The 12,670-nt window shown below is 72.7% G+C and carries 10 protein-coding genes; 5 read left to right on the top strand and 5 right to left on the bottom strand.

The features are described 5' to 3' along the window. Positions 1–65: 65 nt before the first annotated feature. Genes ELI80_RS00880 through dusB form a run of 3 tightly spaced genes read right to left on the bottom strand, consistent with a single transcriptional unit; the run spans position 66 to position 3,638 of the window. Complete coding sequence (locus ELI80_RS00880) at positions 66–1,496, bottom strand: response regulator (protein ID WP_136648783.1); 1,431 nt, start codon at positions 1,494–1,496, stop codon at positions 66–68. Positions 1,497–1,498: 2 nt separating this feature from the next. Further along, entirely contained in the window at positions 1,499–2,578 is a 1,080-nt protein-coding gene (locus ELI80_RS00875; protein WP_136648804.1) for a two-component system sensor histidine kinase NtrB, read from the bottom strand. A gap of 13 nt (positions 2,579–2,591) precedes the next feature. Beyond that, positions 2,592–3,638, bottom strand: coding sequence for a tRNA dihydrouridine synthase DusB (gene dusB, locus ELI80_RS00870; RefSeq protein ID WP_136648782.1), 1,047 nt, complete (start codon positions 3,636–3,638; stop codon positions 2,592–2,594). 203 nt (positions 3,639–3,841) lie between these two features. On the opposite strand from dusB, the gene ELI80_RS00865 reads away from it, so the two are divergent. From ELI80_RS00865 to ELI80_RS00850, 4 genes are all read left to right on the top strand, one after another. Beyond that, positions 3,842–5,224 carry an L-serine ammonia-lyase gene (locus ELI80_RS00865; protein ID WP_136648781.1) on the top strand — a complete coding sequence of 461 codons (1,383 nt, stop codon included), beginning with the start codon at positions 3,842–3,844 and terminating at the stop codon, positions 5,222–5,224. A 155-nt stretch (positions 5,225–5,379) separates the two neighbouring features. Further along, complete coding sequence (locus ELI80_RS00860; RefSeq protein ID WP_136648780.1) at positions 5,380–6,339, top strand: hypothetical protein; 960 nt, start codon at positions 5,380–5,382, stop codon at positions 6,337–6,339. A gap of 137 nt (positions 6,340–6,476) precedes the next feature. Then, positions 6,477–8,693, top strand: a complete 2,217-nt coding sequence (locus tag ELI80_RS00855; protein WP_136648779.1) for a YjbH domain-containing protein — start codon at positions 6,477–6,479, stop codon at positions 8,691–8,693. Positions 8,694–8,713: 20 nt separating this feature from the next. Next, on the top strand, positions 8,714–9,376 hold the full coding sequence (locus ELI80_RS00850) for a YjbF family lipoprotein (RefSeq protein WP_136648778.1): 663 nt from the start codon (positions 8,714–8,716) through the stop codon (positions 9,374–9,376). A gap of 205 nt (positions 9,377–9,581) precedes the next feature. Here the strand turns inward: ELI80_RS00850 and ELI80_RS00845 are convergent, their stop codons facing one another. Further along, positions 9,582–9,818: a hypothetical protein gene (locus ELI80_RS00845; RefSeq protein WP_136648777.1), complete on the bottom strand. Its 237-nt coding sequence runs from the start codon at positions 9,816–9,818 to the stop codon at positions 9,582–9,584. A gap of 408 nt (positions 9,819–10,226) precedes the next feature. Between ELI80_RS00845 and hemP the strand changes: the two genes are divergently transcribed. Continuing rightward, positions 10,227–10,400 carry a hemin uptake protein HemP gene (hemP, locus tag ELI80_RS00840; RefSeq protein ID WP_136648776.1) on the top strand — a complete coding sequence of 58 codons (174 nt, stop codon included), beginning with the start codon at positions 10,227–10,229 and terminating at the stop codon, positions 10,398–10,400. A 65-nt stretch (positions 10,401–10,465) separates the two neighbouring features. On the opposite strand, the gene ELI80_RS16620 is transcribed toward hemP, so the two are convergent. Beyond that, positions 10,466–12,568 (bottom strand): pseudouridine synthase, encoded by a 2,103-nt coding sequence (locus ELI80_RS16620; protein ID WP_438943044.1) that lies wholly within the window; start codon positions 12,566–12,568, stop codon positions 10,466–10,468. Positions 12,569–12,670: the final 102 nt, after the last annotated feature.

The following is a 12,670-nucleotide window of genomic DNA, read 5'->3' as shown; positions in this document are numbered from 1 at the left end:
AGCGCCGCTGTGTTCGCGGCTCATGTGGCCTTGCCGCGACTATGCGGCGGCCATCTGTGGCTGTTTTACATCAGGCGGCGGCGGCGTGTCACCTCGATATTCAGGTCGTTCACCTTCTTTCGAAGCGTATTGCGGTTGATTCCCAGCAATTCGGCGCAGCGAAGCTGGTTGCCGCCGGTCGCGTCCAGCGCGATCTCGATCAGCGGGCGTTCAACCTCACGAAGAATCCGGTCGTAAAGACCGGGCGGCGGCAGGTCGTCGCCGTGCAGGTCGAAGTAGCGTTGCAGGTGGGTTTCGATCGACTGGCCGAGCCGTTCGGCCGGTGCGGGCGCCGGCCCAGGTGTCAGCGCGGGGGCCTGCGGACGGGTTGTCGAGGACGGCTCCACCCCGGCGACCGACGGGCCCGACGCGAGGGCCTGCCGCACCTCGTCCCCGGTGATCTCGGACCCGGCCGCGACCAGCGCGACGCGGCGGACAAGGTTGTCGAGCTCGCGCACGTTGCCGGGAAAGGGCCAGCTCCGCAGCACCGCCGCCCCTTCGTCGGACAGCTCGCGCCGCGGCAGGCCCAGCGTCGCCGCACGGGCCAGAAGATGGCGGGCGAGCGGCGGGATGTCGTCCACGCGCGCACGCAGGCTCGGCACCGGCAGGACGACGCCGGCGAGTCGGTAGTGCAGGTCCTGCCGCAGCCGGCCCGAGGCGACGTCGGCCATCGGGTCCGGCCCGGCCGTCGCGACCAGCCGCGGCACGCGGGACGTGTCCGGCCCGTTCTCCGCCGCTTCGATCAGCCCGACGAGGCGCGCCTGCGCGGCCTGGTCCATCCCCGCCGGTCCTTCGATCAGCAGCGTGCCGCCGGCCGCGCGGGCGAAGGCGGCGGGCAGCCCCTCGGCGGGGTCGGCGGGGCTGACGACGACCAGCGGGCCGTCGCGGCGGTCGGAAAAGTCGTGCAGCGCGCGGGCGACGGTGGTGCGGCCGGACCCCGGCTCTCCCGTGACCATGATCGGCAGGTCCGCGTTCACCACCCGCGCGACGGTGCGGAACAGCGCCTGCATCGCGGGCGCGTGACCGACCAGCGGCATCGTCGGATCGGCGGCCGGCAGCGGCGACCCGCCATCGTCCTCGGCGCCGCGGACAGGCCTTCGCGCCAGCCCCGCGCGGACCCGCGCCATCAGGTCGGGCAGGTCGAAGGGCTTGGGGAGATAGTCGAAGACGTTCGCTTCGGTCGCCCGGATTGCCGTCACGATCGTGTTCTGGGCCGAGATCACGATCACCGGCAGCGCGGGCCGCGCGCGCGCGATCGACGGCACCACGTCCAGCCCGTTGCCGTCGGGCATCATCACGTCGGTGACGACGAGGTCGCCCCGCCCCTCCTCGACCCAGCGCTGCAGCTGCGACAGGCTGCCGGTGGCGTGGACGCGGCAGCCCGCGCGGGTCAGCGCCTGCGTCAGCACGGTGCGGATGCTGCGGTCGTCGTCTGCGATCAGGACCGTGCCGTCCATGGTCATTCCTTTCCGGCGAGGGGAAGCGAAAGGCGGACCACGGTACGGCCGGGGCGGCTGTCCAGCCGCAGCCCGGCGCCGTGGTCGGCGGCAATCTTGCTGACGAGCGCGAGACCCAGGCCGGTGCCGTTCTCGCGCCCGGACACGAACGGCTCGAACACCTGGTCGGCGATGGCCTCGGGCACGCCGGGCCCGTCATCCTCGACCTCGACCACCAGCGGAAGGGGGGTGTCGTCATCGATCCGGCGCAGCGTGCCGTCGTAAAGCGTGCGGAGCCGGATCGAACCCGGTCCGCGCGGATCGCCCGCCGTCCGGCCGTCGCGGGCCAGCGCCTCGGCCGCGTTCCGCAGAAGGTTCAGCACCGCCTGCACGATCAGGTCGGGATCGACGAACGCGGCGGGCAGGGACGGGTCGTAATCGGTCGTGATCCGGGCGCCGGTTCCGGTCAGCTCGAACGAACGCCGCGCCCGGTCCAGCACGTCGTGGATGTTGATCGCCGCAAGCCGCGGGGCCGAGCTGTCGCCGAAGCGTTCCACCTGGTCCAGAAGCGCGACGATCCGGCGCGATTCCGCGACGATGAGGTCGGCGAGTTCGCGGTCCTCGGGGCCGAGCCCTTCGGCCAGCAGCTGCGCCGCGCCGCGGATGCCGGCGAGCGGGTTCTTGATCTCGTGCGCCAGCATGTCGGCCATGCCGACGGCCGACCGCGCGGCGCGCCTGGGCCCCGGGCCCGCGGGCGCGGGAACGATCACCGCCGACACGCCGCCGCCGGGCAGCGGCCCCATGTGCAGCGCGGCCAGCCGGGTGCTGAACCCGCCGGTGCGGTCGCCGATCTCCCAGCGAAGCGCCGGGCGGCTCGCGACATCGTCGCCCGTCAGCGCGACCGCGAGCATCTGCCCAAGCGCCGGGTCCACCCGCAGCCGCCCGGCGAGCCGCGGGTCGTCGGGCGCTAGCCCGACCGCCGAGCGTTCCGACAGGTTCAGCCATGCCTGCGCGGCGTCGTTGAGGGCCGCGAACCGGCCCGCGTCGTCGAACCTCAGCGCCGGCACCGGCAGCGCCATCCAGCAGCTGTCGGCCGCTCCCATCACGCCGCCCCCCTCACGCTGCCGCCGTCTGGGCCGCCGCTGTCGGGGCCGCCGCCGCGGCGTCGCCCGGCGCGCCCGAGAACACGGCCGCGATCGCCGCCCGCGCCTGCGACGGAGAGGCCGCGGCCATCAGCTCCCGCCGGCCCGCCGCCGCGCCGGCCGCCTCGGCATACCAGCCGAGGTGCTTGCGGGCGACGCGCAGGCCCAGGTCGCGGCCATAGTGCGACAGGATGTCGTCGTGGTGTTCCGCCACCGCATCCGCCAGCGCCGCGCCCTGCGGCACCGACGGCTCGGGCGTTCCGTGCAGGGCGGCGGAAATCTGCGCCAGGCGCCACGGCGCCCCCTGCGCGCCGCGCCCGATCATCACCGCGTCCGCGCCCGAAGCTGCCAGCGCCGCCCGCGCGCTGCCCGCATCCACCACGTCGCCATTGGCGACCAGCGGCAGGCCCACAACCGCGTCCCGCACCGCGCGGATGGCGGACCAGTCGGCAGTGCCCGTATAGAACTGCTCGCGCGTGCGGCCGTGGACCGTGACCATCCGCACCCCGGCATCGCGCGCGCGGCGGGCAAGGTCGGGCGCGTTCAGGCACCCCGCGTCCCACCCCAGCCGCATCTTCAGCGTCACCGGCAGCTCGACCGCCGCCACCACCGCGTCGATCAGCCCCAGCGCGTGGTCGAGATCGCGCATCAGCGCCGCGCCCGACAGCCCGCCCGTCACCTTGCGGGCAGGGCAGCCCATGTTGATGTCGACGATGCCCGCGCCCATGCCCGCGACGATCCGCGCGGTTTCCGCCATGGCCGCCGCCTCGCGCCCCGCGATCTGCACGCTGACCGGCACGCCCCCTTCCACCAGCGCCTTGGCGCGGACGGCGGCGCGGGTGGACGGGCGCGGGGTCACCATCTCGGTCGAGGCGACCATCTCGCTGACCACCAGCCCCACCCCGCCCGCGCTGTGGCGGGCCACGGCGCGGCGGAACGGCAGGTCGGTGATCCCGGCCATCGGCGCAAGGAACACCGGCGGGTCGAGGGTATGGTCGCCGATCTGGAACGGGTCGCGCATGGGTCATCCTGTGAACCGGGCCGCCGCGGTCTGCACGGGCGGCGGGCGGGTGATCTGCGGTTACCCCGCCCGGTGCCGCGCCTCGAGGCAGCGCGCCTGCCATTTGCCCAAAAAAAGGGCAGAAAGCAAGCATTGCGACCTGCCGTGACCTTGCGTCCGGCGCGTCAGGGGCTACCTTCGCGGCAGTTCTGGAAGGGGTAGCCATGTTCCTGTCGGTGTTCGACCTGTTCAAGGTCGGTGTCGGGCCGTCGTCTTCGCACACGATGGGCCCGATGGTGGCCGGGGCGCGCTTTCTCGACACGCTCCGCGCGGCGCCGTTCCGCGTCCACGGCCTGCGGGCCAGCCTGCACGGCAGCCTCGCCTTTACCGGCAAGGGCCATGCGACCGACCGCGCCACGATCCTTGGCCTCGCGGGCTTCACCCCCGACGACATGGACCGCGACCGCGCCGACGAGGTGCTGGCCGACAACGCCCGCAGCAGGACCCTGACGGTCGAGGGGCTGGGCACGCTGCGCTTCGATCCGGCCGCGGACCTGATCTTCGACTTCGACCGGGTGCTGCCGGGCCATGCGAACGGCATGGTCCTGATGGCCACCGACGCGCAGGGCGACGTGATCGCGCGCGAGACCTACTACTCGGTCGGCGGCGGTTTCGTCATGACCGAGGCAGAGCTTGCCGCCAAGGGCGACGACAGCCGCACGGACGCCTCGGCCGCGGTCCCCTACCCCTTCTCGACGGCGGCCGAGATGCTGGCAATGGCCGAGGGGTCGGGGCTGTCCATCGCCGCGATGAAGCGCGCGAACGAACGCACGCGCCGCAGCGATGCCGAGATCGACGCCGGCCTGCGCCGGATCTGGCAGGTGATGCGCGACTGCATGGACCGCGGGCTCGAGACCGAGGGGATCCTGCCCGGCGGCCTCAACGTCCGCAGGCGGGCGCCGTCGATCCACGCCTCGCTGATGAACGAGCGGGGGATGAACATGCAGGCGCCGCACGTCGCGAACGACTGGATGTCGGCCTATGCCATGGCCGTGAACGAGGAGAACGCGGCCGGCGGGCAGGTCGTCACCGCCCCCACGAACGGCGCGGCGGGCGTGGTCCCGGCGGTCATCCGCTACTGGCTCGACCACGTCCCCGGCGCGACCGAGGGGCAGATGCCGGACTTCCTGCTGACGGCGGCGGCGGTCGGCGGCCTCGTCAAGCACAACGCCAGCATCAGCGGCGCGGAATGCGGCTGCCAGGCCGAGGTCGGCAGCGCCAGCGCCATGGCCGCCGCGGGCATGGCCGCCGTCCTGGGCGGATCGGTCCTTCAGGTCGAGAACGCGGCCGAGATCGCGCTGGAACATCACCTGGGCATGACCTGCGACCCGGTGCGCGGGCTGGTGCAGGTGCCGTGCATCGAACGCAACGGCCTGGGCGCGATCAAGGCGGTCAGCGCGGCAAGTCTCGCGCTGCGCGGCGACGGGCGCCACATCGTGCCGCTGGACGCCGCGATCGAGACGATGCGCCAGACCGGCCGCGACATGTCCGAGAAGTACAAGGAAACGTCGCTCGGCGGGCTCGCGGTCAACGTCCCGAACTGCTGAGCCGGGCGGGGTCCGCGCAGGTGCCGGGCGAGGTCCGGGCGCGGACCGGGCGGGGGATCGCCTATCCGGTGGGGCGCCGTCCCGCGACGGCCCCGCGCTGCTTGTCAGACGCGCGCGGCTTGGGTTAGTGCTGCGGCAACAAAAAAAGACGGGACGTGACCATCATGAAACTGCGTTTTGCCCTGCTGGGCCTTCCGCTGGCGCTTGCGGCCTGCGGCGACCAGGCCGACTTCCGCATGCCCTGGGAACGGGCCGAGCCGGAGGTCGCGGCCCCGGTCGTGACCGGCCCGCCGACGATCCCGCCGCCGCCGCAGATCTCCCCCGTCGACCAGCCGCTGCAGGTGGGCGAGGCGGGCGCGGCGCGCCCGACCGCCGAACGCGAGACGGTGGACCTGAAGGCGGTCTCGGCCGCAGGCGAGGGCTGGACGGTCGATGTTTCGGGCGAGCGCGCGTATTTCGCGCGGCCCGGCGCGAACCCGGCGACCGTGGCCGTGCGCCGGATCGTCTATGCCCGCGGGATCGAGTTCGTGGGCGAGCTGAACGGCGGCGTCTTCGCGCTGAACGTCACCTCCACCGACTGCGCGGGCAACCCGCTGACCGCGTCGCTGCGCGCCAACGGCAGGACCTACAACGGCTGCGCCGCCCCGGCCTCGGCCGCGACCATCGCGGCCGTCGCGGCGCTGCCGGCGCCCCGGGCCGCGAAGCCAGCCGCCCCGAAGCGCGCCGCGTCAAGGCCGGCCGCCACGAAGCCCGCCGCCGCAAAGCCCGCCGCAACGCCCGCCGCGGCGCCGGCGCCGGCGGCGACCGAAGCGCCTGCCCGGACTGCTCCGGCCTCCACTGCTCCGGCCACCACCGCTCCGGCCGCTACCAGCCCGAACGCCGCCGAGCCGACCAGCAACGAGCCGGAAGCCGCCTCTCCGGCCACGCCAGCCCCGGCTCCTGCCGAACCGGCTGCCGAGGCGCCGGCCCCGGCGGCCGACGCGCCCGCCGCCGCGGCTCCGGCCGTGATCCCGCCCGCCCCTGCCGCGCCTTCCCCGGCTGCGGCCGACCCCGCGCCGGCCGCCACGTCCGAACCGGCCCCCGCCGGCTCCGCCGCGCAGCCCACGCAAGGCTGACACCTGTTGCGCCAATGGCGCAATCGCCTGACGCCCGCACCGCGCCGCTGGCGCGGACGGGCGGGACACCGCTAGGATCGGGCGCGGGCCCCGGCTTCGTGCCGGGCCCGCCTCGTCCGCAATAAAGGACCGCACGGATGACCCGTCGCCCGACCCTGCTGCGCCACCTGCTGACCACGGCCCTTCCCGCGAGCATCGTCCTGTGCGCCGGATCCGGCCTTGCGGTCGCCGAGCCGATGATCGGCCGGTCGTTCAACAACTACGGCCTTCCCGGCGCGGTCGACACGCCCTCGGCCGAGATGCTGCCCGACGCCGAGCTGACCGCGACAGCTGCGAAGTCCGAGCTGACCGAGCGCGTCGGGCTGGTGTTCCAGCTCGCCCCCCGCGTCACGACGGCGCTGCGCTACGGCAAGTTCGACAGCACCGAGGAACGGCGCGGCTACGTCCGCGACCGGTCGTTTGACCTGCGCTTCCAGATCCTCGACGAGGCCGCGGGCACCTGGCGCCCGGCCGTCGCGGTGGGCATCCAGGACGCGATCGGGACCGGGTTCTATTCGGCCGAATACATCGTCGCCACCAAGACGATCACCCCCACCCTGCGCGCCAGCGCGGGCCTGGGCTGGGGCCGGCTGGCGCAGGGCGGCGGCATCGGCAGCCCCTTCGGCGACCGGCCCGGCCCCGACACCGGCACCGGGGGCGAGCTGAACGCCGACACCTGGTTCAAGGGCGAGGTCGCCCCGTTCGCCAGCGTCGCCTGGGCCGCCGGCGACAAGCTGACCCTCGTCGCGGAATATTCCGGCGACGAATACGCCTGCGAGACCGGGGACGCCGACACCTGCGCGCGTTCGGTCTGGCTGAGCGATTCCGATCCGCTGAAGAACCGCATCAACTTCGGCGCGACCTACCAGCTGGGCCAGAACTACCAGGTCGGCGCCTATGTGCTGGGCGCCAAGCACGTGGGCGTGCAGTTCACCCTGCTGACCAGCCCGCGCCGCGCGGCGTACCCCTCGGGGCTGGAACCCGCGCCCGCGCCGGTGCGCCCGCGTCCCGACCGCGCGTCCGACCCGGACGGCTGGTCCGGCGTCTGGGCCAGCGACCCCACCGCGCAGCCGGCGATCCAGAAGGCGCTGGGCGACGCGCTGGCCGACGAGGGGCAGCGGCTGGAATCGATGGTCCTGACCGCCGACCGCGCCGAGATCCGGATCCGCAACGAACGCTACATCCAGCAGGCCGAGGCGGTGGGCCGCGCCGCCCGTCTGATGACCCGCGCGCTGCCCCCTTCGGTGGAAACGCTCGTCATCACCTCGTCCGAGGCGGGGATGCCCACCTCGTCGGTCACGCTGCGCCGGTCCGACGTCGAGCGGCTGGAAAACACCGAGGCCGGGCAGATCGCCAACGCCGCGGCCCTGACCGACGCGGCTCCGCGGCCGGCGGGTCTGGTGCCGACGCCGGGCGAGTTCCCGGACCTCGACTGGGCGATCAAGCCCTATCTTTCGACCGGGCTCTTCGATCCCGACGAGCCGTTCCGCTACGAGGTCGGCGGCGAGGTTACCGCACGCTACGAGATCGTGCCGGGCCTCGTCCTGCAGGGCAGCCTGCGCCAGCGCGCCTTCGGCAACGCCGAGCAGGAAGCGCCGGGCAGCTATGCCGTGGATGAATATCTCGCGCTGTCGGACGACGAGATCACCGAACAGAACAACGGCGTCTATCGGGTCCGCTCGGATTCGCGCATGTACACGGGCAACGACAAGCTGCAGGTGCCGCGGCTCACGCTGAACTGGTACGGGCGACCGACCCAGACGGTCTATTCGCGCGTGACGGTCGGCCTGCTGGAACGGATGTACGGCGGCGCTTCTGCCGAACTGCTGTGGAAGCCGGTCAATTCGCAGCTGGCGCTCGGGGCCGAGATCAACCGGGTCCGCAAGCGCGACTACCGCGACGCCTTCGAGCTGCTGGACTACGAGGCGACGACCGGCCTTGTCACCGCCTACTACGAATTCGGCAACGGCTTCCGCGGCAGCATCGGCGCGGGCCAGTACCTGGCGGGCGACGTGGGCGCCACGGTCGAGGTCAGCCGTGAATTCGCGAACGGCTGGGAAGTCGGCGCCTTCGTCACCAAGACCGACCTCAGCGCGGACGAGTTCGGCGAGGGATCGTTCGACAAGGGCGTGACGATCAGCGTCCCGCTGTCCTGGGGCACGGGGCTGCCGTCGCTGCGCACGGTCGGTGGCACGCTGTCCTCGCTCAACCGCGACGGCGGCCAGCAGGTCAATGTCCGCGGGCGGCTTTACGAGACGGTCCGGGACAGCCACTCGGTCCGCATGTACGACGGTTGGGGGAAATTCTGGCGATGAGGCGAGCAATGAACCGGGCGATGAACGCGAAGTCGGCACGCGGGGTCGCCGCGCTTGCGGCCCTGCTGGCGCTGTCCGCCTGCGGCAACGCCCCGTCCCGCGGCGACGATCCGTCGCTGCTCAACGTGGCGCGGCAGACCGTCGCGCAGGTCGTGGCACGGCGGGGCGAGCCCGCCGAAGCTGCGGCGCCGCGCGACCCGGCCGAGATGGCCGCCACGGCCCTGTCGGTGAACCCGGGGCCGCTGATCCTCGTCGGGCTGGAGGGCCTGGGCACCACGCAGGTCCTGGCCATGACCGGCCAGAACGGCGGCATGCGGACCTACATGACGCCGAACGAACAGGCGGTGATCCTGCGGGGCGGCATGCTGGTCGGCACGCGCGGCCTGGGCCACGACATGTCCGCGACCGAAGCCGGGCGGTCCGCCGCGCTGATCCGCGCGGGACAGTCGGGGCAGGCTCAGCGGACCCTGCGCTACTACGCGGCCGACGGGCGCGAACGGCCGCTGCCCTTCACCTGCCGGATCGGGCCGGGGCCGAAGGCCGGGGTCATGGTCGAAAGCTGCGAGGGCAACGGCGTGTCGTTCCAGAACAACTACATGGTGTCCGGCGGCGCAATCACCGTGTCTCGCCAGTGGGGCGGGCCGGGGCTGGGCTACCTGACCATCCAGACCCTGCGGCCCTGACGGGCTGTCCTGACCGGCTGAGATCGCCGGGCTGCCCGTGCGGAACGGGGAACGGGCGCCTTCGGGCGCCCTTTCGTTTGCCTACCCCGGCAATTCGGAAATGAATTTACCTAACTTTACCGGACGGGCAGATTTCAGAAAACAATGGCTGAAATGAAAAAGGGCCGGTCTTTCGACCGGCCCGATCTTTGTAATCCCGCGGGGATTATTCGTCGTCGCCGGTGGTGTCGTCGTCGTCGTCATCGTCATCCGAAGCGACAGCGGCGATGACGCCCAGCAGCAGCAGCGCCGGGACAACCAGGCCAGCGTTCGAGCGAGCCGGCTGGGTGTCGACGACGACGGGCTCGACTTCGACGACCGGGGCGACGTAGCCACCAGCCAGAGCGGTCGAGGCGGACAGGCCGAGGGCCAGCGCGAAGGTAGCGAATTTGGTCATGATCATGCTCCGTACTTTTTTGAAGGCTGCCGTTCCCGACAGCATCGTTGCGACAGTTACATAAAGACCCGATCTTGGAAAGCGCAGACGCATTCTTCAGATTGCCGCCCCAGTCGACTGTTGCATAATCGCCAACACCTTCCAGAGGCTCAAGTTCCAGCCATTATCAGGGCCTTCGCGGGCTGTGGCCGAATTGCACCTACCCCGATCCGCCCCTGCCGGCGGAGGTCAGCTCAGGCCCGTCAGCGCGGCCTGCGCGGTCGATTCGGACACGGCCGGGGGTGCCTGCCCCGGTGGCCCGCCTGTCCAGCATGGATCCATGAAGAAGACGACAAAAATACTCTGGACATGTCCGAGTGTTCTTGTCAGATTTCAGACGAGCCCAGAAGGACGCCACCCGAAAGGACCGGAACCATGAATATCAGCCCCTCCGACTTCCCCAGCCTTCCCCATGTCCGGCTGCCGCAGGTGCCGGTCCACGACGCCACCTCGCTGACCGCGGGCGGGAACCAGGCGCTGATCGCGCTGGGGGACCAGCTCTACAACCTGCGGATCACCCGCGCGGGCAAGCTGATCCTGACCAAGTAGGACGTGCAGGCGGGTCCGGCCTTGCGGCGGGACCGCTGATGCATGGGCCGGCCGCGAACGGCCTCTCAGCGTTCGCGGCCGCCGCCTGCGGGGCCACCCGGCCTGGAACCGCGCCCTGCGGGCCGGCCGCCGCCGGGCTTTCCCCCGCCGGGCTTGCTGCCGAACGGCTTGCCGCCCGGTTTTCCGCCGCGCGGTTTTCCCGGGCTGGGTCTTTCCCCACCCGCGTTCCCGCCAAACGGCCTGCCGCCGGTCCGGTCGCCGCCCGGCTTCCCTCCGGACGGCCGGCCACCGAACGCGGGCTTGCCGCGCTCACCGCCACCGCCGGCGCGAGCAGGCCGGCCCTCGCCCTGCGCCTGCCCTGCCGCGCCGGGCCTGCCCTGCCCGCCCGCCGGACGCGCGCCGCCGTCACCCGATTTCCAGCGCGGCTTCCGGGCCTGCTCCCCCTGCTCGCCCACCGGGCGCGGCTTGCGGTCGTATCCGCCGGCACCCTCGGCATGGGGCCGGCGCTCGTAGCCCCCCGCGCCCTCGGCACGGGGCTTGCGGTCGTACCCACCGGCACCCTCCGCACGGGGCTTGCGGTCGTACCCGCCAGCACCCTCGGCACGGGGCCGGCGCTCGTAGCCGCCGGTGCCCTCGTTGCGCGGCTTGCGGTCATACCCACCGGCACCCTCGGCGCGGGGCTTGCGGTCGTAGCCTTCCCCGCGCGGCTTCCTGTCGTACCCGCCAGCGCCCTCGGCCCGAGGCCGACGCCCGTATCCGCCGGCGCCCTCGGCAGGCGGCCTGCGCTCATGACCGCCAGCCCCTTCGCCCCGCGGCTTGCGCTCGAAGCCACCCGCCCCTTCGGATCGCGGCTTGCGGTCACCGCCCGGTCCCTCGACGCGGGGCCTCGGCACATGGCCCCCGGCACCCTCGCCGCGCGGCCTGCGGTCGTAGCCGCCAGCACCTTCCTCGCGGGGCGCGCGCGGCTTGCGGGGGCCCTCGGCCCGGTCGCCGAAAGCCGGGCGGTCGCCGCGCGGCGGGCGGTCGCCACGGTCGAACCGGGCGGGACGCTCGCCACGGTCGAACCGCTCGCTTCGCTCAGGGCGATCGCCGCGCGGGGGCCGGTCGCCCCGGTCCGGGCGCTCTCCCCTCGCCGGTCGCGCCGCCCGGTCATCGTCGCCCCGGCGACCGCGCGCGGCGGCGCGGGGTTCGTCGTCGCTGTCGCCGGTCAGAAGCCCGCCGAGTTGATCCTTCAGGATCCGCCGCTTGACCTCGCGCACCTCGTTCTCCTCCATCCCGACGAGGCGGAAGGGGCCGTAGGCGATGCGGATCAGCCGGTTCACCTGCAGCCCCACATGGGCCATCGCGCGCCGGATCTCGCGGTTGCGACCCTCGCGGATGCCGACGGTGAGCCAGGCGTTCGCGCCCTTCTGGCTGTCCAGCTTGATCTCCATCGGCTGAAACTCCTCGCCGTCGATCACCGCGCCGCGCCGCAGCGGGTCGAAGGTCAGCTCGGACGGGTTGCCGTTCACGCGGACGCGGTAGCGGCGCAGCCAGCCGGTCGCCGGAAGCTCCAGCCGCCGCTTCAGCTCGCCGTCGTTGGTCAGCAGCAGCAGGCCTTCGGACGTGATGTCGAGCCGGCCCACGGACATAACCCGCGGCATGTCCCGCGGCAGCGCGTCAAAGACCGTCTGTCGCCCCTTCTCGTCGCTTTCCGAAGTCACGAGCCCGACCGGCTTGTAGTAGAGCCACATCCGCGTTTCCTGCGGCGCGTCCATCGGCTTGCCGTCGATGACGACCTTGTCGGTCGGCAGGATGTCGAGCGCGGGGCTGGATATCGCCTCGCCGTTCACCCTGACCCGGCCCTCGACGATCATCCGCTCCGCCTCGCGCCGGCTGGCGATGCCCGCGCGGGCCATGACCTTGGCGATGCGCTCGCCGCCCGAGGATTTCGGCGCGGCGGCGGCGGCGGCGGGGGCCGCGGCATCGTCCCCGGCCCCGCCGTCCTCATCCTCGCCCGCGTCCTCGCCCGCGTCCTCGCCCTCATCCACACCGTCGTCCTCGTCGGCGTAGATTTCCGCGTAGTCCTCGTCCTGCCCGAGCGGCTCGGCGGCCTCGTCCTGCCCGGCCTCTCCGGTCGGCGACTGGTCCTGCGGCAGGTCCTCGGGGGTCTCGTTCTCGTCGGTCATGGCGATCTCCTGGCGCATCGCTGCGATGGCAAACGGCGGTGTTATCCCGAACGCGCCAGCGGCGAAAGCGGTTCTTGATCCCGTGCGCGCCGCAGGGCACGA

It is taken from the genome of Paracoccus aeridis (assembly GCF_004923205.2).
GTDB classification, from domain to species: domain Bacteria; phylum Pseudomonadota; class Alphaproteobacteria; order Rhodobacterales; family Rhodobacteraceae; genus Paracoccus; species Paracoccus aeridis.
The sequence above is the reverse complement of the archived record's forward strand: the minus strand, read 5'-3'. Positions and strand labels throughout refer to the sequence as shown.